Annotated in this window: 20 protein-coding genes and 1 riboswitch; of the genes, 10 read left to right on the plus strand and 10 right to left on the minus strand. The window is 71.3% G+C overall.

Features of this window, described 5'->3' with window-relative positions; all coding sequences use genetic code 11:
- Positions 1 to 138: 138 nt before the first annotated feature.
- A complete protein-coding gene (locus OHB00_RS31155) occupies positions 139 to 1179 on the minus strand; it encodes an LAETG motif-containing sortase-dependent surface protein (RefSeq protein ID WP_406439607.1) in 1041 nt (346 codons plus the stop codon).
- A gap of 206 nt (positions 1180 to 1385) precedes the next feature.
- Here OHB00_RS31155 and OHB00_RS31160 point away from each other — a divergent pair, with 206 nt between their 5' ends.
- Positions 1386 to 2528 carry a hypothetical protein gene (locus OHB00_RS31160; protein ID WP_406439609.1) on the plus strand — a complete coding sequence of 381 codons (1143 nt, stop codon included), beginning with the start codon at positions 1386 to 1388 and terminating at the stop codon, positions 2526 to 2528.
- 645 nt (positions 2529 to 3173) lie between these two features.
- Here OHB00_RS31160 and OHB00_RS31165 read toward each other — a convergent pair.
- Positions 3174 to 3470, minus strand: a complete 297-nt coding sequence (locus OHB00_RS31165; protein WP_406439611.1) for a chorismate mutase — start codon at positions 3468 to 3470, stop codon at positions 3174 to 3176.
- Between the two features lie 469 nt (positions 3471 to 3939).
- On the opposite strand from OHB00_RS31165, the gene guaA reads away from it, so the two are divergent.
- Both guaA and OHB00_RS31175 read left to right on the plus strand, forming a co-directional pair.
- Positions 3940 to 5505 (plus strand): glutamine-hydrolyzing GMP synthase, encoded by a 1566-nt coding sequence (guaA, locus tag OHB00_RS31170; RefSeq protein ID WP_406439612.1) that lies wholly within the window; start codon positions 3940 to 3942, stop codon positions 5503 to 5505.
- A 205-nt stretch (positions 5506 to 5710) separates the two neighbouring features.
- Positions 5711 to 6505: a class II aldolase/adducin family protein gene (locus OHB00_RS31175; RefSeq protein ID WP_406439613.1), complete on the plus strand. Its 795-nt coding sequence runs from the start codon at positions 5711 to 5713 to the stop codon at positions 6503 to 6505.
- An 8-nt stretch (positions 6506 to 6513) separates the two neighbouring features.
- On the opposite strand, the gene OHB00_RS31180 is transcribed toward OHB00_RS31175, so the two are convergent.
- Positions 6514 to 7401 carry a DUF4429 domain-containing protein gene (locus OHB00_RS31180; RefSeq protein WP_406439615.1) on the minus strand — a complete coding sequence of 296 codons (888 nt, stop codon included), beginning with the start codon at positions 7399 to 7401 and terminating at the stop codon, positions 6514 to 6516.
- A gap of 188 nt (positions 7402 to 7589) precedes the next feature.
- Here OHB00_RS31180 and OHB00_RS31185 point away from each other — a divergent pair, with 188 nt between their 5' ends.
- Positions 7590 to 8867 carry a hypothetical protein gene (locus OHB00_RS31185; protein WP_406439617.1) on the plus strand — a complete coding sequence of 426 codons (1278 nt, stop codon included), beginning with the start codon at positions 7590 to 7592 and terminating at the stop codon, positions 8865 to 8867.
- Positions 8868 to 9041: 174 nt separating this feature from the next.
- Positions 9042 to 9581: a DoxX family protein gene (locus OHB00_RS31190; RefSeq protein WP_406439619.1), complete on the plus strand. Its 540-nt coding sequence runs from the start codon at positions 9042 to 9044 to the stop codon at positions 9579 to 9581.
- 18 nt (positions 9582 to 9599) lie between these two features.
- On the opposite strand, the gene OHB00_RS31195 is transcribed toward OHB00_RS31190, so the two are convergent.
- Both OHB00_RS31195 and OHB00_RS31200 read right to left on the minus strand, forming a co-directional pair.
- Positions 9600 to 9809 carry a hypothetical protein gene (locus OHB00_RS31195; RefSeq protein WP_406439621.1) on the minus strand — a complete coding sequence of 70 codons (210 nt, stop codon included), beginning with the start codon at positions 9807 to 9809 and terminating at the stop codon, positions 9600 to 9602.
- Positions 9796 to 11220: a PspC domain-containing protein gene (locus OHB00_RS31200; protein ID WP_406439622.1), complete on the minus strand. Its 1425-nt coding sequence runs from the start codon at positions 11218 to 11220 to the stop codon at positions 9796 to 9798. Before OHB00_RS31200 ends, OHB00_RS31195 begins: the two co-directional genes overlap by 14 nt.
- Positions 11221 to 11419: 199 nt before the next feature.
- Between OHB00_RS31200 and OHB00_RS31205 the strand changes: the two genes are divergently transcribed.
- Both OHB00_RS31205 and OHB00_RS31210 read left to right on the plus strand, forming a co-directional pair.
- The gene (locus OHB00_RS31205) at positions 11420 to 12712 is read left to right on the plus strand and encodes a PspC domain-containing protein (protein ID WP_406439623.1); all 1293 of its coding nucleotides are present in this window, start codon (positions 11420 to 11422) and stop codon (positions 12710 to 12712) included.
- A complete protein-coding gene (locus OHB00_RS31210; protein ID WP_351491342.1) occupies positions 12709 to 13422 on the plus strand; it encodes a response regulator transcription factor in 714 nt (237 codons plus the stop codon). Before OHB00_RS31205 ends, OHB00_RS31210 begins: the two co-directional genes overlap by 4 nt.
- 56 nt (positions 13423 to 13478) lie before the next feature.
- Here the strand turns inward: OHB00_RS31210 and OHB00_RS31215 are convergent, their stop codons facing one another.
- Entirely contained in the window at positions 13479 to 14528 is a 1050-nt protein-coding gene (locus tag OHB00_RS31215; RefSeq protein ID WP_406439625.1) for an NlpC/P60 family protein, read from the minus strand.
- 458 nt (positions 14529 to 14986) lie between these two features.
- Between OHB00_RS31215 and OHB00_RS31220 the strand changes: the two genes are divergently transcribed.
- Positions 14987 to 15340 (plus strand): hypothetical protein, encoded by a 354-nt coding sequence (locus OHB00_RS31220; protein ID WP_365700879.1) that lies wholly within the window; start codon positions 14987 to 14989, stop codon positions 15338 to 15340.
- 21 nt (positions 15341 to 15361) lie between these two features.
- Here the strand turns inward: OHB00_RS31220 and OHB00_RS31225 are convergent, their stop codons facing one another.
- Entirely contained in the window at positions 15362 to 16330 is a 969-nt protein-coding gene (locus OHB00_RS31225) for a tellurite resistance/C4-dicarboxylate transporter family protein (protein ID WP_406439627.1), read from the minus strand.
- A gap of 128 nt (positions 16331 to 16458) precedes the next feature.
- Positions 16459 to 17595, minus strand: coding sequence for an NlpC/P60 family protein (locus tag OHB00_RS31230; RefSeq protein ID WP_406439629.1), 1137 nt, complete (start codon positions 17593 to 17595; stop codon positions 16459 to 16461).
- Positions 17596 to 17602: 7 nt separating this feature from the next.
- A riboswitch (cyclic di-AMP (ydaO/yuaA leader) is annotated at positions 17603 to 17776 on the minus strand.
- Between the two features lie 312 nt (positions 17777 to 18088).
- Here OHB00_RS31230 and pcrA point away from each other — a divergent pair.
- Positions 18089 to 20575, plus strand: a complete 2487-nt coding sequence (gene pcrA / locus OHB00_RS31235) for a DNA helicase PcrA (RefSeq protein ID WP_406439630.1) — start codon at positions 18089 to 18091, stop codon at positions 20573 to 20575.
- An 85-nt stretch (positions 20576 to 20660) separates the two neighbouring features.
- On the opposite strand, the gene OHB00_RS31240 is transcribed toward pcrA, so the two are convergent.
- Positions 20661 to 22109: a M23 family metallopeptidase gene (locus OHB00_RS31240; protein ID WP_406439631.1), complete on the minus strand. Its 1449-nt coding sequence runs from the start codon at positions 22107 to 22109 to the stop codon at positions 20661 to 20663.
- Positions 22110 to 22297: 188 nt separating this feature from the next.
- Positions 22298 to 23161, minus strand: coding sequence for an esterase/lipase family protein (locus OHB00_RS31245; protein WP_406439632.1), 864 nt, complete (start codon positions 23159 to 23161; stop codon positions 22298 to 22300).
- Between the two features lie 325 nt (positions 23162 to 23486).
- Here OHB00_RS31245 and OHB00_RS31250 point away from each other — a divergent pair, with 325 nt between their 5' ends.
- Positions 23487 to 23903 carry a cobalamin B12-binding domain-containing protein gene (locus OHB00_RS31250; RefSeq protein WP_406439634.1) on the plus strand — a complete coding sequence of 139 codons (417 nt, stop codon included), beginning with the start codon at positions 23487 to 23489 and terminating at the stop codon, positions 23901 to 23903.
- The last annotated feature ends 7 nt before the right edge of the window (positions 23904 to 23910 follow it).

The raw sequence follows: 23910 nt of genomic DNA on the forward strand, positions 1-23910 counted from the left end.
AAGAAGCGGCCTGAAGGGGGCCGAAGAAGCGGCCGGACACCGAAGAGGGACCTGTGCCCCCCTCCGAGCCCAGGTCCCTCTTCGATCGGTGCGCGGCCGCCGCCGTACGACGGTCCGTGCGACCTTGCTCTGTGCGGCTCAGGCCTCCGTGCCCGCGCCGGCCTTCCGTCGCCGTACCAGGAACACCGCACCGGCGCCGGCCACGACGGCTGCGCCGCCGACCAGACCGACGACCGGGAGCGCCGAGCTGGAGCCGGTGTCGGCGAGGTTGCCGGTCGGCAGGTCGGAGATGTCGCCCTGCGGCTTCTTCATGGAGTCCTTGCCGCCGTCGTCGCTCGGCGTGGCCGTACCCGGGTCCGGGTTGGACGAGCCGGCCTTGAGGACCGTGAAGTCGTACTGGGCCCAGCCCTCGGCGATGCAGTCCTGGCCGTCGACCTTGTCGAGGTAGGCGCCGGAGCCGAAGGAGTAGGCGTCACCGGCCGGCGCCTTGGCGTCGATGGAGACCCGCAGGTCGATCGACCTGCTTGCCCCGGACTTGAGCTCGGCCACGTAGAAGAAGTAGTCGCCGGCCCAGTCGTCGCTGCCGATCCGGTCCCAGGAGCCGCTCTCCGGGTTCTTGAACTCCAGGTCGACGTACGGGCTGAGGTACTTCGACTCGTCGAACTCGTAGTTCTCGATCTCGGCGTAGAAGGCGACGCCCTCGACGTCCGTCTTGGAGTCGTTCGTCACGACCAGCTTGAAGCCGTGGAAGCCGTCACCCGCGACGATCTTGCCGGGCAGGCCCTTGATGTCGGCGGACACCTTGGCGTCGCCGAAGTTCTCGTCGAGGTCCTCGCAGTACGGCACGTCCGGGTCGGACGGGTCCTCGCTGGGCTCGGCCGACTCGGACGGCTCGGCGGAGGCGGACGCACTGGCGCTGGCGCTGGGGCTCGCGCTCGCGCTGTCGCTGGGCGAGGCGGAGGCGGGCGCGGACTGGGACGCCGAGGCGCTGTCGCTCGGCGCGGCGGAGTCGGACGGCGAGGCGGACACCGTGTCGCTGGGGATCTCGCTCGGCGCGCTCTCGGACGCCGACGCGGACGGCGTGTCCTGCGCGAACGCGACGACCGGTGCGGACAGCAGGGCGACCGGTGCGATGACGGCCGCGACGGCCGTCGCGGCCATGACCCGGCGAAGTTTCATGAGGACCCCCGTCAATCAGCTGCGGTGGACGGATGTCACCGCTGGTTCCGCTGATGTGACCGGTGAGTCCTGTGAATGGTTGTCTCCGCATTCACCGAATTCTTATGTGACGTGGATCACTCGGTTTATGAGGTTGCTGGGTGGCATGGACACAGCCGATTCCAAGGCTATTCTCGCCCCGTCGAGCGGCCGAGCGAGAGAGTGTCATGTCTGACAGACGGTCCGAAGAATCGTCGGGGGACGAGCCGTCGTCCTCCTCCATATCCGACGAGGTGTGGGAGCAGTTCCTCCGCGACAGCGAACGGGACATCCGCAGGTCCGCCCCCAAGGAGCCCTCCGCCCGGGCCCGTGAGGTGACCGAACGGCTCAAGGGGCAGAAGGGGGAGCCCGAGGGGTGGCGGACCGGGCCCGCCTGGCAGGAGATGAACGGGCGGGCCGCCCGCCGCCGCAGGGCATGGGCGGTCATCGGGGTTCCGCTGACGATCGCGGTGGTGGTCGTGGCGATGCGGCCCTCCCTGATCCCGGGCGATCCCTTCGGCTCGTCCGCCGGCACGGACACCGCGACCACGCCCCTCCCGGACGAGACCGCCACCCCGACCGCGCCGCCCTCCGCGGTCGCTGCGGACACCCCCACGCTCGCCCGCCCGTTCGCCGGTTCCCCGGCGCTGCGCTGGGCCGACGGCGCGGCCGGCATCGTGCTGCCGAAGGCCACCGCGCTCGGTGCGATAGGGAAGGACCGTGTCGAACTGGCCCTGAAGCAGACCAGGAAGCTGCTGGTCGACGCCAACCTGAACCCCGACGTGGTGGCCGGCGGCCGTCCTGAGGCCGCCCTCTCGGTGCTCGACCCGAAGCAGCCCGACGTGCTCGACGACCTCAACGCCTCGCTGCGCAGCCCCAGCAAGACCCACGACCCGCTGTTCCTCTTCAGCCGCTTCGACCCGAAGGACGTGAAGCAGGCCGGGAAGGTCATCAAGGTGCGCGGCCGGATCACCTTCGCGAAGGGCAAGTTCGAGGGCGTGGCCGTGCACGCCGACTACACCTTCGTCTACCCGGTGGTCCGCACCGACGGCTCCACCGAGGTCACCCGCACGATCGTGCGCCGCGTCATCGACACCGAACTCCCCGACCCCGCGCGGTACCAGGTCACCCCCGGCCGCCTGACCCTGCTGCGCTACGACGAGGACGCCGGCAACTCGTCCTGCGGCATCAACGACGGCTATCTGCACCCCCAGTTCCCCTCCCAGGCTCCGACCGCCGGTGCCGCCCCGACCGGGCCGTCCGTCGACCCGTACGACCGCAGCCGCGACATCGGCAAGGAACAGGCCTGCGGCACGGTCAGCCGTACCTAGCCTGCTGCGCGTCTGTCTCTGTCAGGCAGGCGATCTGATGAGAGGCGGTCTGCAGACAGGCGAAGGGCCCCGCGGGACGGAGCCGCGGGGCCCTTCTTTCGTCAGCACCGACGTCAGGGCAGCGTCGGTGCCTGGAAGCGGCGCCGGGGGGTTGCGCCGCTGGTCTCTGTGCCCTGTACCACCGTCCGTGCCCGGGTCGGCGCCCCGGCGCGCTCGGGACGTACGGCAGGTCTCGACCTTTGGCGGACGGTCGGCACACGGCAATACCGTTGCCTGAACTGGGACTTGGGAACTCAGAAGGCCTTGCGGGCCTTCTACGCATCGTGCTGGACGTACGCGGCCTCCGCAACCGTTTGACCCAGCCCTTGTGCATTTTTGCAATTTTCCGCCGGTCGGCCCCGGGCGTCCCCGGAGCCGGCCGTCTCTTGGGTGACCGGGCTGCTGTCCCCTGCCGTCCGGTCACTTGACTGGAGCGAGGTCCCACGACGCACGGCACGTTCCGTACGTCTCATCGCCCCAGTGAGCCACGCGTGGTTCTTTCGGGCCCGCCCCTGGCTGGCACGGACACCCCTCCCAACGAAACGGTTCGCGGGCCGGTCACGCGCCGTACGGGTGAGAAGGGCCCCGAACTCAGATCCGCCCGACTCAGATGCGACCCCGGCACAGTTCCAGGAGTGTCATGGCGAGGGCGGTACCGGGCTTGCCGAGCGCCGCGCTGTAGTGGCCGAGGATCTCCATCTCGCGGGAGAGGTTCACCCGGCGGCCGCCGGAGGTGATCCGCGCCTCCTGGACGACGGCGGAAACGGCCATCCGTTCCTGGATCAGACCGATGATCCGGTCGTCGAGCGCGTCGATGCGCTCCCGCGCGCCGGCGATCACCTCGGCGGCCTCGGGGGTACGGGCACCGGTCACATCGAGCGTGGTCATGTCGGGGCTCCTCATCTGGAGGGATGCGGTGCGCCGGAGCGACACGATCCGGGGAAACACCAGGCGCCCCGGACCTTGTCGGCCCGGGGCGCCTGGGGAAGTCGCTTGTCAGTGTCTCAAGCAGCACGACCATGGCAGCCGGTGGGCCGGTTGCCATAGGTAAAGAGGAAGGTCGTCTGGGTGAGCATGGGGGCGAGTATGCCACAGAACCCTCTCGCCCGACGGGGCGACCTCTCGACGGGCCGGGCCGGGCCGGGGGCAGGCAGGGACGGCCACTTTCGGTATGCCGGATCGGGCGGGGGGCGGCCACTTTATGGTCTGCCGGGCCGGGCTGGGCGGTCACTTTCTGGTTCGCCGGGCCGGGCGGTCGGTGGGCTGGGTTTCGGGGGTCCGGGGGCGGAGTCCCCAGGGACGGGAGCCGTCCCGGCGCACCCCGTTAGAATCGGTAGTCACAGACCCCGCCCACACCGCCGGAAGGCACCTCGTGTCATCAGCCAATCCCGACACCGTCCTGGTCGTCGACTTCGGCGCGCAGTACGCCCAGCTCATCGCCCGCCGCGTCCGCGAGGCCCGGGTCTACAGCGAGATCGTGCCCAGCACCACGCCGGTCGCCGAGATGCTCGCCAAGAACCCGGCGGCGATCATCCTCTCCGGCGGCCCCTCGTCCGTGTACGAGGAGGGCGCCCCCCGCCTGGACCGCGAGCTCTTCGAGGCCGGCGTCCCGGTCTTCGGCATGTGCTACGGCTTCCAGCTGATGGCACAGGCCCTCGGCGGCACGGTCGACAACACCGGCGCCCGCGAGTACGGCCGTACCGACCTGCACGTCTCCAAGCCGGCCTCCACCCTGTTCGAGGGCACCCCCGCCGAGCAGCACGTGTGGATGTCGCACGGCGACGCCTGCTCCGCCGCCCCCGAGGGCTTCACCGTGACCGCGTCCACGGACGTCGTCCCGGTCGCCGCCTTCGAGGACGACGAGAAGAAGCTCTACGGCGTCCAGTACCACCCCGAGGTCATGCACTCCACGCACGGCCAGCAGGTCCTGGAGCACTTCCTGTACCGGGGCGCGGGCCTCAAGCCGACCTGGACCACCGGCAACGTCATCGACGAGCAGGTCGCCGCGATCCGCGAGCTGGTCGGCGACAAGCGCGCCATCTGCGGTCTGTCCGGCGGCGTCGACTCCGCGGTGGCCGCCGCCCTCGTCCAGAAGGCCATCGGCTCCCAGCTGACCTGCGTGTACGTCGACCACGGCCTGATGCGCAAGGGTGAGACCGAGCAGGTCGAGAAGGACTTCGTCGCCGCGACCGGCGTCCAGCTGAAGGTCGTCGACGCTCAGGCCCGCTTCCTCGGCGCCCTCGCCGGGGTCTCCGACCCGGAGCAGAAGCGGAAGATCATCGGCCGCGAGTTCATCCGGGTCTTCGAGCAGGCCCAGGCCGAGATCATCGCCGACGCGGGCCCGGCCGTGGAGTTCCTGGTCCAGGGCACCCTCTACCCGGACGTGGTGGAGTCCGGCGGCGGCACCGGCACCGCGAACATCAAGTCGCACCACAACGTCGGCGGCCTGCCGGAAGACCTCGAATTCAAGCTGGTCGAACCGCTTCGCAAGCTCTTCAAGGACGAGGTCCGGATGGTCGGCCAGGAGCTCGGCCTGCCGGAGGAGATCGTCCAGCGCCAGCCGTTCCCGGGTCCGGGTCTCGGCATCCGGATCGTCGGCGAGGTCACCAAGGAGCGCCTGGACCTGCTCCGCGAGGCCGACGCGATCGCCCGCGAGGAGCTGACCGCGGCCGGCCTGGACCGTGACATCTGGCAGTGCCCGGTGGTCCTGCTCGCGGACGTCCGCAGCGTCGGCGTCCAGGGCGACGGCCGCACCTACGGCCACCCGATCGTGCTGCGCCCGGTCTCCTCCGAGGACGCCATGACGGCCGACTGGTCCCGCCTCCCGTACGACGTCCTCGCGAAGATCTCCACCCGCATCACCAACGAGGTCCGCGACGTCAACCGGGTCGTGCTCGACGTCACCTCGAAGCCGCCGGGCACCATCGAGTGGGAGTAGTCCCGGGCGCGTCCCGGTGAGGAGGTGGCACGGCTCCGGCGGTGCCACCTCTTCGGCGTGTGCCGTACGCGCCACTCGGCTGTCGATTCCCGACATCTTCCGTCGCGATGTGCTCGCGTGCGTCATCTTTACAGAACAGCTCTGTTTTCCTGCGCTGACCGGCGGTAACTTCCGGCCGTAACACAAACCCAGTGCTGGAGGACCTATGCACGGGCCGACCCCGCCCCTGCCGCTGCCCACCGATCAGCTCCAGTTCGCGATGCCGCCGATGTACGACTCGCTCGACGACGAGCGCCGGCATCGCAAGGAGCGGCTCGCCGGCGCGCTGCGCATCTTCGGCCGGGCCGGACTGGAGGACGGGGTGTCCGGGCACATCACCGCCCGCGACCCGGAGTACTCGAACTGCTTCTGGGTCAACCCGTTCGGCATGCCGTTCAAGCACGTCACCGTGAGCGACCTCGTCCTCGCCAACCAGGACGGCCAGGTGATCGAGGGCGGCTACCACGTCAACCAGGCCGCCTTCACCGTTCACGCCCAGGTGCACGCGGCCCGCCCGGACGTCGTGGCCGTCGCCCACTGCCACTCCGTGCACGGCCGCGCCCTGTCCGCCCTCGGCGACCTGCTCGACCCGATCAGCCAGGAGAGCTGCGCCTTCTACGAGGACCACGCCCTCTACGACGCCTACACCGGCGTCGCCGTCGACGCCGAGGAGGGCCGCCGGATCGCCGCCGCCCTCGGCTCCCGCAAGGCGCTGGTGCTGCGCAACCACGGACTGCTGACCGTCGGCGACTCGGTGGACGCGGCCGCCTGGTGGTTCCTGTCGATGGAGAAGTCCGCGCAGGTCCAGCTGACCGCCAAGGCGGCCGGCCGCCCACTGCTCATCGACCACAAACTCGCCGTCGCCACCCGGGAACAGCTCGGCGGCGACCTGGTGGCCTGGATCAACTACCAGCCCCTGTGGCGGGACATCAGCCGCAGCGAACCGGACCTGCTGAGCTAGCTCCCGGCTCACAGGCTCCGCAGCACGGCCGCCTTCGTCAGCGCGAACTCCTCGTCGGTGAGCACCCCGTCCCGGTGCAGCTCGCCCAGCTCCCGCAGCCTGCGCAACAGGACGTCGTGGTGGTCGGCCGACTGACGCGGCACGGTGACCGGGGGTCGGTCCCGGTCGGCGTACTCCGGGCCCGGCCGGGTCGACGGATGCGGCAGCCGGGCCGTTACCGCCGCCGCGACCAGCGCCGTCAGCAGGTCGCGGCGGACACTTCCCCACAGGTCGAGGGCGTACGGGTCGCGCTCGGCCGGCAGCTTCGAGAACACCGTCTCCCGGGTCACGAACCGCAGGAAGCCGTCCGCGTAGCCGGAGTTGGGCAGCCACTCCACCCGCACCAGATCGCCGACGCCGATGATCCGGGGCCCGGTCGCCCGCTTGACCCGGCCTGAGGTGTCGGCCCAGTCGATGCGCACCTGCGTACCGTCGAACGACACCGTGCCGTCCGAGGACCGCACCGACACCGGTACCGGCGGCCCCGGCAGCAGATACGTCTTCGTCGGCTCCTTCGGGACCTGGTCCAGCAGCAGCGACTGCCGGATCTCCGCCGCGACGTACTCGGCCACCCCGGACCGGTCCCCGTCCACCGTCAGCCGGTACGGATCCGCCGCCTCCGGCAGCCGCCCGCCCGTCGCCTGCAACAACGGGTCCGCACCCTCGCGCAGCCGCATCCTCAGCCGCCCCCGCCTGCGCTCCGGCTCGTACACCACCCCCGCCACCGCTTCCAGGGGTACGGCGATCTCCCCGTAGGTCTGCCGGAACAGCGGTACGCAACGGTGGCGTCCCGGTGTGATCCGGAGGATGCTGCCGTCGAAGGCCCAGGTCCCGTCCCGCTGGATGATCTCGGCCATGGGGAAATTCTCGCAGCCGGGTCAACATGTCTGCCGTACCTTCACTCGTCGTGACCGGCCCACTGAACGCGAAGGGCGTGGCGTAGGGCACAATTCGCTCTCGACACAAGGGAGTTGCACGACGCCGTCCGGCCCCGGGGAGGGCCCTGCGGGTCGTGCCCCGGGCGTGGGGAAGGCAGGCGTCGGGCGTGGCGGTGCAGGAGGCGAGGCAGGGCACCGGTTCGGGTGTCCACAGGGGCGGCTGCGCGTGCGGGGACTGTCCGCACGGGGCACGCGAGGGACACCGGCGGGCGATGGCCGAATTCCTCCTCAAACGCGAAGAGTTCGCGGCCGGCCAGGGGCTGCCCGCGGCGGTGGCCCACTCGGTCTCCGCCTCCCGCCAGTGGGTCTCCGAGGAACTCACCCAGTCCGCCGACCTGGTCGCCGAACGCGGCCGCGCCGAGGGCGAGGCCTGGCTCGCCCGCCTCTGGCTGCGCACCGCGTGCACCGTCTGGGCAGCCGTCGTGATCATGCTCCTCACCCAGTCCCTCACCGCCGTCGGAGCGGGCTGGACCAGCGCCCGCACCGCCGGCCTGCTCGCGGCCCTGATCACGGCCCTCGCCCTCACCGCCGCCTCCTGGTTCCACCGCTCGCGCGGCGGGGTCCTCGCCCCCGTCATCGGCGAGGACAACCGCCTGTCCACCTCCCGCACCGTCGCCGCCTCCTGGGTCCTCTTCGTCGTCTACGCCGTCCTCGTCCTGGCCGGCCGCCTGGCCGCCGCCTCCTCGCCCGCCGAACGCGACGCCCTGATCTCCGGCCTGGACCTCGCGCGCGGCGCCGGTGTGGTGACCGTTCTCGCCGTGGTCTGCGGCATCGCGGTCCTGGTGCGCCGGGTGGTCGGCCTGCGCGTCGCCGGCCAGCGCCTGCAGAAGGTGCGCGCCCACCGCCCCCGCGCCGCGGACCTGCTCACCGACGACGCCGGCCGCGGCACCTTCGCCGACATCCAGTACGTCGTCATCGGCGCCGTCGCCCTGCTCTTCGCCGCCGTACGGCTCGCCCGCCGCCCCGATCAGCTCCCCGACCTGCCCTGGGGCCTCGCGACGGTGGTCCTGATCTCCGCCGCGACCTACCTGGCCGGCAAGTACGCCGAGGGCGGCCGCCCGGTGATCCTCTCCGTCGTCCGCGCCCGCGAGGCCGGTGACCTGGACGCCCCGATCCGTACGGGCGACGACATCGAGATCCGCGGCACCGGCTTCGTCCCGCCCGGCGCCCAGAGCGCCGACCGTCTCTCCCGCATGGTCGTCCGCATCGGCGCCGTCCACGTCCACGTCCCGCTGGTCCCCGTCACCGGCGGCTTCAGCAACCCCACGGACCACGTCCTCACCGTCCCGGTCCCGGCCGACGTGGAGCCCGGCTCCGTCGAGGTCCAGGTGGTGACGGCGGCCGGCGTGGCGACCAACCGGTGCGTGGTCGAGGTGACGGACTGACGCGCGGGTCGGGTCCCGTCCGGCCCTCCTCGCCCTTCTTTCGCCGCCCTCACGGGTGTCTCGGTCCGGCCGAAATTCGGAAAAACGTCCGGGAGAGGGTTGAGCGGGGCGCGGTTGTCGTACGTATGGTCTGTTGAGGGGCCTGGGCACAGCGGCGAGAGGCGGCTACTGACGATGACTCACAGCACTCGTTCGGACACGCACACCCCGTATCTCGACGGCGACCGCGGACTGCGCGACACCGCCACCCGATACGCCCTCCTCCCTCTGCGGATCTTCCTGGGCGTCACCTTCATCTACGCCGGCCTGGACAAGCTGACCGACAGCGCCTTCCTGAAATCCGGCGGGTCCGGGTCCATCGGCGACACCATGCGCGCGGTCCATGACTCCGCCGCGATCCCGGCCCTGGTCGACCTGGCCCTGAAGAACCCCGTCGGCTTCGGCACCGCGATCGCCATCGGCGAGCTCGCCGTGGGCCTCGGCACCTTCTTCGGCCTGCTGGCCCGCCTGGCCGCACTCGGGGGCGCGCTCATCTCGCTCAGCCTCTGGCTGACCGTGAGCTGGGCCAATTCCCCGTACTACTACGGCAACGACCTCGCCTACCTGATGGCCTGGCTGCCCCTGGTCCTCGCCGGCGCCCCCTACCTCTCCCTGGACGCTATGCTCCGCGCCCGACGCCGACACCGCTCCGCACGGTCTTCGCTGGGCCTCTAGCGGCCTCCTGACCCTCTCCTAGCCCTCCGGTGTGCCGCGGCGCCTGCGTATCGCCCGGGTCAGGGCCGCGGTCACACCTGCGAGGAAGAGGCCGACCACCATCACGGGGATGACCGCGAACCACTCGGTGTCCCACCAGCCGCCCGCGTCCCCGGCGTAGGCGATCCCCGCCCCCGTCAGGAAGACGCCGACGACCAGCCGTCCGGGCTGGAACTCATGCCGCAGCACGGGTCACCTCCACCTGTCCCGCGCCGACCTGGAGATCCAGGTCGAGCGTCCCCGCGTTCTTCGCACCGCTCGTCGGCGGCAGCGTCACGTCCTTGTGCCTGCCCGGCTCCACGTCCACGTCCTTCTTGTCGTCACCGGGCAACTGGATGTCGCCCACCCCCACGTCGATGCTCATCCACACGGTCACGTCCGCGGGGACGACGATCTTCAACTGGCCCGCGCCCACCTCGGCCGACGTCGCCACCGTCTGTTCCTTGGCGATGCGTATGTGCCTCAGGTCCAGCGTGGCCACGCCCGTCCCGAGGTCGTACTTCGGCGACACGTCCGCCGCCGTGGCGGGGGTCCAGGACGCCCGTGTCCAGTGGGTGCTGATGTCCGACGGCAGGGCGGTCGCGCCGGCCAGCAGGGCCGCGGTGACCAGCGCCAGGAACAGCGAGCCGGCCCCGGTGCGGCCGAGGAACGAGCTGAGCGCCGTCCCCAGCCCGAACACGATCAGCGCGCAGGCCAGACCGGCCTGCAGGGTGGTCCCCAACGGGTGCGTGTTCCACGACAGGCCCGTGCCCAGACCGCCCGCCAGCAGGGCGCACAGAAAGATCCAGCCGCCGATCCAGCGCGGTCCGCGCGGCTTGGGGGGCGGGCTCTGCCGGGCGCGGACGTCCTGGCCGTGGACCCATGGGGTACTCAGCCGGAAGTCGAGTCCCGGGGCGTCCGGGCCGCGGGTGTCGGCCGGGCCCCACAGATAGCCGGTGCCGCCGACATGCGTGCCGTCCTTGACGATCGGGTCACGCCACCACGACGGGTAGGAGACCGGGATCGGTGGTGCCTGGGCCTCCGGCGGGGCGTCGGCGACCGCCTGCGCGGAGAGCGGGTCGGGGTCCGGGGCGCCGCGGTGCCGCGACCAGTACCCGGCACCGGCCAGCAGCAGGGAGAGGACGACGGCGAACGCCAGCACCTGGCCGTTCTTGATCATCGTCAGCAGCACTCCGCAGCCGACCAGCGCGAACAGCACGGCCGCCAGGGCCTGGCCGTCGACCCGGCCGGTCAGCAGCTTGCGGACCTCGTTCTCCTCGTCGTCCTCGTACGGCACGAAGAGCCAGGCGAAGCCGTAGAAGAGGAGGCCGATGCCGCCGGTCGCGGCCAGTACGGCCAGCGTGATGCGGAAGATCACCGGGTCCAGGTCGGTGTGGCGCCCGAGCCCCGCGCACACACCCGCGATCATCTTGTGCCGGCGGTCGCGCCGGAACCGGGCGGAGGCCGCGTCGACGGCTTCCGCACCGGCGCCGGGGGCGTCGGCCCCCGCCGCGGCCGTCTCCGTCGCGGCGGGCGCGGCATCCGACGGCCCGGCGCCCGCTGCGGGCCGCGGGCCGGGGCCGGGTCCCGGACCCGTCGCGGCGTGCTCGTGATCAGTCATGAGTCAATGGTGACGGCCGTGCCGCCGCAACGGCAGTCGGGATGACCCTGGCCGAACCCTGAAATCGGCCCCGAGACCGGACCGGGAACCGTTCGAACGGCACCGCGGCGCCCCAGAGCCGGGGAAAAACCGAAGATCAGGGGAGTCTCGGGGGTCGACCCTGATGCTCCGCAACTCCGGGCGTGTGAACATCGATGGCATGCCGGAAGCCGCAGCAGCGCCCCTCGACGACCCGCGGCCGCCGCGCAAGCTCTACCGCAGCAGCGACGGTCGCTGGCTCGGCGGAGTGGCGCGGGGCCTCGCCGGGCATCTCGGGCTGCCCGTGGTCTGGGTGCGGCTCGTCTTCGTCGGCCTGTTCATGGCCAACGGCCTCGGAGCACTGCTGTACGCCGCGTTCTGGTTCTTCGTGCCCCTCGGCGTCGGCGGGGTCGGTGGCCAGAAGCCGCCGTCCCTGGTCGCCACCGAGACCCTGGCGGACGGCCGACGCAGGCTGGTCGCCCGCAGACCGGACCGGGGTCAGATCGTCGCCCTTCTCCTCATGGTCGTCGTGTCCATGGTGTTCGTGGGCAGCGTCAACCTGACCAGCGGCGCCAAGGCCTATCTCGTTCCCGCGGTCCTGGTCGCCGCCGGTGTCGCCCTCGTCTGGCGCCAGGCGGACAACGCCCGCCGGGCCCGCTGGGTCGAGGTCGGCAGCCGGCGCCGTACGCTCACCCTGCTGCGCGCGGGCGTCGGCGTCCTGCTCGTCACCGCGGGCGTCTCGGGCGTCTTCGTCATGCAGGGCTCCGCCGCGCACATCGGCGCGGTGCTCCAGGCCGCCCTCGCCGTGCTCGTCGGCATCACGCTGCTCGCCGGTCCCTATCTCGTGCGGATGACCCAGGACCTGTCCGAGGAGCGGCTGATGCGCATCCGCGCACAGGAGCGCGCCGAGGTCGCCGCCCATGTCCACGACTCCGTGCTGCACACCCTCACTCTGATCCAGCGCAACGCGGAGAACGCGGGCGAGGTGCGCCGCCTCGCCCGCGCCCAGGAGCGCGACCTGCGCACCTGGCTCTACAAGCCCGAGGGCACCGGCAAGGAGGAGGCCGACGAACCCGCCACCCTCGCCGACGCGGTCCGGCGCAACGCGGCGGAGGTGGAGGACAAGCACGGCGTCCCCATCGAGGTCGTGGTCGTCGGGGACTGCCCGCTCGACGAGCGGACGAGCGCGCAGATGCAGGCCGCGCGCGAGGCGATGGTCAACGCGGCCAAGTACGGTGGCGAGGGCGGCGCCGTCCAGGTCTACGCCGAAGTCGAGGGCAGGACGGTCTTCGTGTCCGTCCGCGACCGCGGTCCCGGCTTCGACCTGGAGTCGATACCCGCCGACCGCATGGGTGTCAGAGAATCGGTCATCGGCCGCATGGAGCGCCACGGCGGCACCGCACGGCTGCGGTCCGTGCCGGGCGGCGGCACGGAGGTCGAGCTGGAGATGGAGAGGGCGGAGAAGACGTCATGAGCGACGCGACCGAGGCGAACGGCCCGGCGGAAGGCGCGGAGAAGGCCGGGCGTCGGGTGCGCGTGGTCCTCGTCGACGACCACCGGATGTTCCGGACCGGCGTCCAGGCCGAGATCGGCCAGACCGAGCAGACCGGCGTCGAGGTGGTCGGCGAGGCCGCCGACGTCGACCAGGCGGTCTCGGTGATCACCGCGACCCGCCCCGAGGTGGTCCTGCTGGACGTGCACCTGCCGGGCGGCGGCGGGGTCGAAGTGCTGCGCCGGTGCGCCCCGTTGATGGCGGACGCCGAGCAGCCGGTGCGCTTCCTCGCGCTGTCCGTGTCGGACGCGGCCGAGGACGTGATCGGCGTGATCCGCGGCGGCGCCCGCGGCTATGTCACCAAGACGATCACCGGCACCGACCTGGTCGACTCGATCTTCCGGGTCCAGGAGGGCGACGCCGTCTTCTCCCCGCGGCTCGCCGGGTTCGTGCTGGACGCGTTCGCCTCCACCGACGCCCCGCCGGTCGACGAGGACCTCGACCGCCTCACCCAGCGCGAGCGTGAGGTGCTGCGCCTGATCGCCCGCGGCTACGCCTACAAGGAGATCGCAAAGCAGCTGTTCATCTCCGTCAAGACGGTCGAGTCCCATGTGTCGGCGGTGCTGCGGAAGTTGCAGCTGTCGAACCGGCACGAGCTGACCCGCTGGGCGACGGCGCGCCGCCTGGTCTGAGACCGGGCCGCGCGGACGCCCGCCGCGCCGCCGGCTGACCGGGACTCGGGTGGGGCTCACACGACCCGCGTGGCCCCCGCGAACGGCATCTCGTCGATCGGGGCGATCCGCACCGGCGCCGACGGGTTGGGCGCGTGGATCATCTCGCCGTTGCCGATGTAGATGCCGACGTGACTGATGCCGGAGTAGAAGAACACCAGGTCGCCCGGCTGGAGTTCGGAGCGCGAGACGCGGCGGCCGGCGTTGATCTGGGCATAGGTGGTGCGGGGGATGGAGACGCCGGCGGAGCGGTAGGCGGCCTGGGCGAGGCCCGAGCAGTCGAAGGCGTCGGGGCCGGTCGCGCCCCAGACGTAAGGGCTGCCGAGCTTGGCGTAGGCGTAGGCGACGGCGGCCGCCGCGCGGGAGTCGGTGGCGGCGACGCTGCCGGCGGTCAGCGGGGCGCGGGCGTCCGACGCCGAGCGTGAGGCGCGTCCGGTGCCGTCGTCCGCCGCCCGCTGCCCCGGCGACAGCCGGTCCAGCAGTCGCCGGGCCTCGCCGAGCCTGCCGTTGATGGCGGCCTTCTGCCGCTTCAGCTCGGCCTGCCGGGACCGTAGCGAGGTCAGCTCCACGTGCGCCGCGCCGCGCAGTTGCTCGATCTCCCGCAGCTGCCCGCGTACCCGCGCCACCGCACCGGCCTGCCGGTCGCCGGCCCGCTCGGCGAACGCCGCGTCGTCCAGGTACTGGTCGGGGTCGCTGGACAGCGCCAGCTGCCAGGACGGATCGATGCCGCCGTCGCGGTACTGCGCGGCCGCAACGGAACCGAGCGCGTCCCGGGCGGAGTTGAGCTTCTCCTGCGCGCGGGCGGCCTCGTCCTGCAGCGACTTCAGCCGCCGCTGTGCCGTGTCCGCCTTGTCCTTCGCTCCGTCGTACTTCTGAGTGGCCGCCTCGGCCTCCTGGTACAGCTGGTCCACCTTGGCCTTCACCTGCGCCGGTGTCAGTTGCGGCTCGGCGTTCCCGGTCCCGTCGAAAGCCGTCGCGGTGGCCGCGCCCGCCAGGGCGAGGGTGGCGGCCGCGCGGGCCGTGTTGCCGCTGAGCGAGCGCTGTCGGGGCTTGCGGTGCGCTGCCACCTGTACTGTCCCGTCCTTTCGTACGACCGCCGTCTCGTCCGCGCGAACGCCAGGGGAGCGCCCGTACGGCCGCGGGGGAGTGCGGAGTGCGCGTCCGGCGGCGGCCCGCGCAGGGGAAGCGGACCGCCGCCGGACCTTCTCGGTGGTGGCGTCCGACTGCCGCCCCTGGCCCGGGCGGCGGTGGGGAGTCGGTCACCTGGGGGAGGACGCTAGGCCCGAGTGTGTCCGCTTGGTAATGCGATGCACGGAATTGGCGTGACCGGATCGTTACCCGACGGTATGTGGACGGGATTCCGGTCCGGAGCCGTCGGCTTCTCGGGGCGGGATGACCGAAGCGGCAGTTCCGGGGCTGGCGGGGGACACGGAGTGCTATGGGGTGCATATATGCGGTGCGGGCGAGCGCCGAGGGAGGGGCCGGTGCCCGGTGCCCCGGACGGCCCTGATTAGGCTCCGGGGCCATGGACGTACTCATCCATCTCTTCGTCGGCCTGCACATCATCGGCATCGCCGCGCTCCTCGGCGGCTTCCTCACCCAGATGAAGGCGATGGGCCAGGGCACCGCCCGGTTCGTCCCCGGGATGCTGCACGGCGCGTTCACCATGCTCGCGACCGGCGTGATCCTGGTCGGCCTCAACGAGGCGGACGACCACCACGTCAACACCGTCAAGATCGGTGTGAAGCTCGCCCTGCTGATCGTCATCCTCGGTCTCGTCTACGTGAAACGGGACGACGAGAAGGTGGAAAAGGGCGCCTTCGGCCTGGTGGGCCTGCTCACCATGGTGAACATCTTCATCGCCGTCCTGTGGACGTGAGCCCCGTCGCTTGCGTGCTCCTCAGCGGGTCTTCCTGAGGGTGGCGCGGGCGGCCGTCACCGCGCCGGCCGCCACCGCCAGCCAGGCCGCCACCGTGACCCACACCAGCACCCGCCCGGGCCACTTCAGCCACGCTCCGCCGACGGCGGTCGCGACCGACAGTGTCGCCGTGGCCGTCATGCCCATCGGGAACACCGTCGCCCAGCGGCGCATGTCGTAGCGGGGCCGGGGCCACGCCACCTCCGCGGCCAGCAGGACGACGTACCAGGCCAGGTCCAGGACCAGCAGCGCCACCGTCACCGTGCGCAGGACACCGCTGTCGTCGTCGTTCCACAGGTACAGCCGCGCGCTGTCGGCGGCCAGCAGGCGCGCCCCGGCCAGCGCGGAGATGGCGAGCGCACCGCCCGCCACCCACTGGTCGCCGGGCCCCTCGGCGATCTGCCGCCACGCGAACCGGGGCACGGCGAGCCCGTACATCGCCAGGCCCAGCCAGAAGAGGACCAGCGAGAGGTGCGCGAGCCACGCCGTCGTGACGGCCGCCGCCAGCGTCGCTCCCAGCACGGCCGGTCCCTGCGTGGCCACACAGGCGAGGAAGACGGCACCGGGCATGCGCGGCTTCCAGTTGTTCACGACCGGGATCAGCAACGGCAGCCACAGCACCATCGACAGCGCCAGCAGAGCCTCGGCGGGGAGCTGCCACCCGAGCGCCGAGAACCGCGTCCCCAGCACCGCCGTCGCGGCCACGGCGGTGAGCGCGCCCGGCGTCCGCGCCTGAGCCGCCCACTGCCGACGGTCGAGCACCAGCCGTGCGACGAAGTCCGCGGCCAGCGCCAGCCACATCGCGCAGGCCAGCACCAGCGCCACCCTGGACACGCTCTCCGCGCCCACCAGGTGCAACCCCATCGACATGATGCCGGTGGCCATCACAGCGGCCCCGGCGGCCGGCGGACGCTGCGCCCACCAGGCGCGGAAGGGCGAGATGCCGGACATGTCCCTGATGCTAGGGAGAGTCGGCCATCGGGTGAACGGGGCACGCGCGCGTGCGGTCCGAAAACCGCGCGGTCGCGGGACGGGAGCGCTGAAGGCCGGTGGGCGACCCCTCGGGTCAGGCCGTCCGGTCAGGCCGGGCGTACCACGCTGTGGATGATCGACTCGCCCCCGTAGTAGATCGACTCCTCCCGGACGTACGCGCCGGGCTTCGGGGCGTGGATCATCATGCCGTTGCCGATGTAGATGCCGACGTGGCTGACGTCGTCGTAGAAGAAGACCAGGTCGCCGGGCTGGGCTTCGGCGAGGGGGACGGTGGTGCCGGCGTTCACCTGGTCGTAGGTGGTACGCGGCAGGGAGACGCCCGCGGCCTTCCAGGCGGCCTGGGAGAGCCCGGAGCAGTCGTAGGAGCCGGGACCGGTGGCGCCCCAGACGTACGGCTTGCCGATCTGCGCGCGGGCGAAGGCGATCGCCTTGGCGGCCTTCGTGGCATAAGCGGAGTCGGATCCGGAAGAGGAACCGCCCGACGTCGAGGCCGAGGACGTTTCCTGGTCGGCGGTCGCGGCCTGCTGCTTCGCCAGTTCCGCCGCCTTGCGGGCCGCCTCCTCCTGCCGGCGCTTCTCGATCGCCGCCAGCCGTGCCTTCTCCGCGGCCGTCAGCTGCGACAGCAGCTCCCGCGCGGAGGTCAGCTTCGCCTGGACGGTGGTCTTGGCGGTCTTGAGGTCGTCCTGCGTCTCGGTGAGCGTCTGGAGGCTCTTGGCGGCTTCCTGCCGCTTCTTCATGGTCGCGGACTGCTGTGTGACGTAATCGTCGACCGCGTCCTTCTGGCGCGAGGTCAGTCGGCCCATCAGCTGCGACTGGTCGAAGTAGTCCTGCGGATCGTTCGCGAGCAGGAAGGTCGCCGTCTGGGGGACCTCGGTCCCGGTCCGGTACTGGGCGGCGGCGAACGAGCCCAGCTCCTCACGCGCCTTGTTGAGCCGGTCCGTGCGCTTGGCGACGTCGTCGAGCAGGGTGTCGACGTGCTTGCGCTGCTTGCCGGTCTTCTCCTTGGCCGCGTCGTACTTCTCGGTGGCCGACTCCGCCTGCCGGTACAGATCGTCGACCTTCTTCTCGACCTCCTCCAGGCTGGGCTTGCCGTCCGCGGACGGCGCGGCGTTGGCCGTCTGGGAGAGCAGGGCCACGGAAGTGAGGGCGGCGGTGGCCAGGGCGGGGGTGCGTATGCCTGCTACGCGCGTTGCGGACGGGCGGGACTTGCGGTGCGACGCCAACTGAGGCGACTCCTTCCACGCTCCGCCTACCGAGTTAGCTGTCGGGTTCGGGCGGGTGGTTCGGAAGGGTTGCCCTACGGTGTTCTCCCCGGTGGGGAGTTGGGACCGATTCACCCCAAGGTCGGTGTGGGTCCCCGGCTCCGGATGCGCGGCGGCGCCCCGGACTCGGCGGAGGCCGTGCGGCCCGGCGACGTTCGCCGGTGGGGGTCGTACGGCCTGCCCGGCACGCTAGCCAACTCGTGTGGCCCGTGTGAAGGTTGATGTGCGATATGCCCGATACATTTTCGTGACCTTGGTGTTGAGGTCCGTCCGGGCAGGGTGATCGGGGAAGTTATGGGCGGCTTGTCCGCAAGAACGGAACGGCCCGCGGTGGACGCTCCCGGTTCCGGGACACGCTTCGACCGGCCGTGACGGAGTGGATCCGCCCGGTCACCCGGGCGAGTTTTCGGGGCGGCGACCGGTTGTCGGTGGGGCGCCCTAGACTCGGAGAGCGATGAGCAGCCTCTTTGACGACAGCTTCCTGGCGAGCCTCCAGGCCCCTCGCGGCCACGACGAGGAACCCCCGCCGCCGCCCGAGGACGAGCACGCTCCGGAGTCGGTTCCGGACGATCTGTTCGGCGGGCAGTTCGACGCGCCCCCGGACCGGGACGCCTACTACCGCGACGGCGCGGCCCGCCCGGCCCTGGACCCGGCCGCGCTCCTGGAGGGGCTGAACGACAACCAGCGGGCGGCCGTCGTGCACGCCGGCTCCCCGCTGCTCATCGTGGCCGGCGCCGGTTCCGGCAAGACGCGCGTGCTCACCCACCGCATCGCCCACCTGCTCGGCGCGCGCCAGGTGCACCCGGGCCAGATCCTCGCGATCACCTTCACCAACAAGGCCGCCGGTGAGATGAAGGAGCGTGTCGAGCACCTCGTCGGCCCGCGCGCGAACGCGATGTGGGTGATGACGTTCCACAGCGCCTGCGTCCGGATCCTGCGCAGGGAGAGCAAGAAGCTCGGCTTCACCTCCTCCTTCTCGATCTACGACGCGGCCGACTCCAAGCGCCTGATGGCCCTGGTCTGCCGCGACCTGGACCTCGACCCCAAGCGCTACCCGCCCAAGTCCTTCAGCGCCAAGATCAGCAACCTCAAGAACGAGCTGATCGACGAGGAGGACTTCGCCGCCCAGGCGAGCGACGGCTTCGAGAAGACCCTGGCTCAGGCGTACGCCCTCTACCAGTCGCGGCTGCGCGAGGCGAACGCCCTCGACTTCGACGACCTGATCATGACGACGGTCAACCTGCTGCGCGCCTTCCCGGACGTCGCCGAGCACTACCATCGCCGCTTCCGGCACGTCCTGGTCGACGAGTACCAGGACACCAACCACGCCCAGTACGCCCTCGTCCGCGAGCTGGTCGGCACCCGCGCACACGATGAGAACACCCCGCCCGGCGAGCAGGACCTGGAGCCCGCCGAGCTGTGCGTCGTGGGCGACGCCGACCAGTCGATCTACGCCTTCCGGGGCGCGACGATCCGCAACATCCTCCAGTTCGAGGAGGACTACCCGAACGCGACGACGATCCTCCTCGAACAGAACTACCGCTCCACGCAGACGATCCTGAGCGCCGCCAACGCGGTCATCGAGCGCAACGAGTCCCGCCGCCCCAAGAACCTGTGGACCAACGCGGGCGCGGGCGCGCAGATCACCGGATACGTCGCCGACACCGAGCACGACGAGGCGCAGTTCGTCGCCGACGAGATAGACCGTCTGACGGACGCGGGCGAGGCGAAGGCGGGCGATGTCGCCGTCTTCTACCGCACCAACGCGCAGTCCCGTGTCTTCGAGGAGATCTTCATCCGCGTCGGCCTGCCCTACAAGGTCGTCGGCGGGGTCCGCTTCTACGAGCGCAAGGAGGTCCGGGACGTCCTGGCCTACCTGCGGGTGCTGGCCAACCCGGAGGACTCGGTCCCGCTCCGGCGCATCCTCAACGTGCCCAAGCGCGGTATCGGCGACCGCGCGGAGGCGATGATCGACGCCCTCGCCCAGCGCGAGAAGATCAGCTTCCCGCAGGCGCTCAAGCGGGTCGACGAGGCGTACGGCATGGCCGCGCGGTCGACGAACGCGGTCAAGCGGTTCAACACGCTGATGGAGGACCTCCGTACGGTCGTGGAGTCCGGTGCAGGACCCGCCACGGTCCTGGAGGCGATCTACGAACGCACCGGCTACCTGGCCGAGTTGCAGAACTCGACGGACCCCCAGGACGAGACCCGCATCGAGAACCTCCAGGAACTGGCCTCCGTGGCACTGGAGTTCGAGCAGGAGTCCGGCGAGGGCGAGCAGTCGGGCGGACTCGCCGACTTCCTGGAGCGGGTGGCCCTGGTCGCCGACTCCGACCAGATCCCCGACGAGGACGAGAACGGCGACGGCGTCATCACCCTGATGACCCTGCACACCGCCAAGGGCCTCGAATTCCCGGTGGTGTTCCTGACCGGTATGGAGGACGGCGTCTTCCCGCACATGCGCGCCCTCGGCCAGACCAAGGAACTGGAGGAGGAGCGGCGCCTCGCCTACGTCGGCATCACACGCGCGCGGGAGCGGCTGTACCTCACCCGGTCGTCGATGCGCAGCGCCTGGGGCCAGCCGTCGTACAACCCGCCCTCGCGCTTCCTGGAGGAGATCCCGGGCGCGTATCTGGAGTGGAAGCGGACCGGGGCGATGGCGCCGGTCTCCGCCGGGCCCGCGGCGGGCGTGGCGGCCTCGCTCTCCTCGACCCGCTCGCGCTCCTCGGCGTCGGGCGCGTCCGGCTTCGCCACCCGGCGGACCTCGGAGAAGCCGGTGGTCTCGCTGGCCGTCGGCGACCGCGTCACCCACGACCAGTTCGGCCTCGGCACGGTCGTCGCGGTGAAGGGCACCGGTGGCAACGCGGAGGCGACGATCGACTTCGGCGACACCAAGCCGAAGCGGCTGCTGCTGCGGTACGCGCCGGTGGAGAAGCTTTGACTTGCTCCTCGGGCTGAAGCCCGAGGATTCTGGCCTTCTCGATCGTTGGACCGGGCCCCGCCGCGGCGGGGCCCACCGGTACCGGTCAGGTCGGGTCGAGTCCGTGGCTGCGCAGCCAGGGCAGCGGGTCTATGGCGGCGCCGCCGGCCGGCCGCACCTCGAAGTGCAGGTGCGGGCCGGTCGAGTTGCCGGAGTTCCCGGAGTACGCGATCGGATCGCCGGCCTGCACCGTCGTACCGGCGGCGACACGGTACGACGAGAGGTGGCAGTACCACGTCTCCGTGCCGTCCTTCGCCGTCACGATCATCATGTTGCCGTAGGCGCTGTTCCACTTGGTGGAGACGACGCCGTCGGTCGCGGCCATCACCGTCGTGCCGTAGGAGACGGGGAAGTCGATGCCCGTGTGGACGGACATCCAGTTCACGCCGGCCTGGCCGAAGTAGGCGCTGAGCCCTTTCTGCGTGACCGGAAGCACGTACTTCGGGCGCAGCCGCTCCTTGCGGGCCGCCTCCGCCGCCGCCTTCTTCTTCTCGGTCTCCTGCTGGGTCTTGAGGTCGATCCGCTCCTGTGTCCGGCTGGCCCGGTCGGCGAAGTCGTCGGCGCCCGCCGAGAGCGTCCTCAGCTGGGCGTCCAGCTTGCTGTTGGCGGCGGACGGTTTCACCGACTGCGCGTCGGAGGCGGAGGCCGTGGTGTCCTTGCCGTCGTCGGTCAGACTGCCGACGGAGGCGGCCGCGATCCCGGCGACCCCCATCACGCACACGGAGGGCACGGCGACGGTCAGCAGCGCGGACCGCTTGGGAGGCGTACGACGGCGGGAACGCGCCCCCGCGCGGGATCCGGCGCGGGTCGCGGCCGCCGAAGCGGCCGGGGTGACCTCTTCCTGATCCTCCAGCAGTGGCGTTACTGCAGGTAGTTCACCGGTGGCGGCCGGCTCCCCGCCGTCCGGGACGTTCTCGGCGGAGTCCTCGAACTCCCCGAACCCGTGGGACTCCCCGTGCTCCTCGAAGTCCCCGTACTGCTCGTGCCCGGGTTCGGCGGTCTGCGCCGGGGTGCCGTCGGAGTTCCACTGCGTGGCGTCGTACACCCCGCTGTCGAAGGCCTGGGTGCCCCACTCCCACTGCTGGGTCGCACCGGCCATGCCCGACTGGTCGGGCTGGAGCCAGGCGTTCGCGTCCCAGTGGCCGCTGGTGTCGGCGACCGTCTCCTGCGCCGGAACGGTCCACGCGGTGCTGTCGTAGGCGCCGGAGTCGTAGGCGGCGTGGTGCTGGGCCGCGTACGGGTCGTAGTTCAGGGTCTGGCCGCCGGCCGTCTGCCACTGCGAGGTGTCGTACGCGCCGGTGGCCTGGCCCTCACCCGGCAGACTGCCGAAGAGTGGGTCGCTGTGGAAGGAGGCGCCGGTGGCGGTGTGGTCGCCGTACGCGGTGAAGTCGCCGTACTGGGTTTCCTGGGTGCCGTACGGCGCGTAGTGCGCCGGATCGGCGTCGGAAGCCGGGGCCGGGGTGGTCATGGTCCCCGACGGGTGACGGTCGTTCACCAACTTCTCTTTCGCCTCGACAACAGGGGCTGCCAGAGCAGTGCGGCGACTGTACCCGGCGGTATGCGGGCGCGACAATCTTCAACAGGTTTCGCTGTTTCGGGAAACGGGCATTCGGCCGTGTTTCGGGGGACGACGGGCGCGGGTTTGGCCTTGTGTTCGAGGAACGTTCGACGAAGTGGCCGCTCTCAGGCCACCGTCAGACCGCCCACTGCCCGCTCCTCCGGGTGTGTTTCGTCGAGGGCCTGCCGTATGCCGGTCGCGATCGCCGGGTGGACGGGCAGGGCGAGGTGGCCGATACCGGTCACCCGGACGTTCGTCGCCATCAGATCCGGGTGGTCGATACGGGCCGTCTCCACCGGCTCCATCAGCGAGTCGAGGTCGCTCCAGAAGCTCACGAACCGGGTCCGGCAGCCGGGCGCGGGCCGGGTCAGCTCCTCGATCACCTGGGAACCGGGGCGCATCTGCCGCACGATCGGGTGCGCGTCCGCGAGCGGCACCACCCGGGTGCCGGCGTGCGGGGTGCCGAGCGTCACCAGGGTGCGGACGCGCAGGTCCCCGCCGAGGCGCTGGACGTAGTAGCGCGCGATCAGCCCGCCGAGGCTGTGTCCGACGATGTCGACCCGGCCGGAGCCGGTGCGCTCGCAGATCTCCTCTATGTGGCGGCCGAGCAGTTCGGCGGCGGTGCGGATGTCGCAGGTCAGCGGTGAGTAGTTGAGCGACTCGACGCGCTGGCCGCCGTGCTGCGCGAGGGTGCGGCGCAGCAGGACGAAGACCGAGCGGTTGTCGATGAAGCCGTGCAGCAGCACGACCGGCGGGGCCGCCGCAACCGGCAGCCGGGCCGTGCCGTCGGGCTCCGCGGTCGGTACCGGCGGGGCGGGCGGGCGGCGCTCCGGGGTGAGACCCGTGGGGTAGAGCAGCAGATGCCCGGCCAGGATCGCGGCCTCCAGGGCGGTCGACTTCAGGAGGGCCAGCGACAGGCCGGCGAGCCTGCTGGGCACGAGGCGGCGGCAGAACGGGAGAAAGGGCTCCAGTACCTCGGTGACCTTCATCGGCCGACCTCCTGTCGGCACGCCGAGGGCAGCTCCGTCCCCCGTGTGCCCTCATGGGGAGGCCGGGCGGAGGCGGCGGGGCGGGCGGGGTGCGACGACCTGCCGCGTCGCGTGCCCGTGCTGTCCCCGCGGACCACGCTGCGGCTCCCTGACGTGTCCCGCTGTGTGTGATTTCCCCCTCTGTAACCTCCGCGAAACTGCCGGTTGCGGGATGCTGGAGATAACGTTCGTTCACTTGGGACGGGTGGCGGAACGCGCCGAATGTGCGGTACTTCTCGGTACGGATGGATGTTGGCGTGTTCGTTTCATGGTCATGGAGGCAGTGATGGGTGTGGCAGCCGGTCCGATCCGTGTGGTGGTGGCCAAACCGGGGCTCGACGGCCACGACCGCGGGGCCAAGGTCATCGCGCGGGCGCTGCGCGACGCGGGCATGGAGGTCATCTACACGGGGCTCCATCAGACGCCGGAGCAGATCGTCGGCACCGCCATCCAGGAGGACGCCGACGCCATCGGCCTCTCCATCCTCTCCGGCGCCCACAACACGCTGTTCGCCGCGGTCATCGACCTCCTCAAGGAGCGTGACGCCGAGGACATCCTCGTCTTCGGCGGCGGCATCATCCCCGAGGACGACATCGCCCCGCTCAAGGAGAAGGGCGTCGCCGCGATCTTCACGCCGGGGGCGACGACGGCATCGATCGTGGAGTGGGTCCGGGAGAACGTGCGGCAGCCGACCCAGGCCTAGTCCGCGG

The organism is Streptomyces sp. NBC_00631 (assembly GCF_045206895.1).
In the GTDB taxonomy this organism is placed as follows: domain Bacteria; phylum Actinomycetota; class Actinomycetes; order Streptomycetales; family Streptomycetaceae; genus Streptomyces.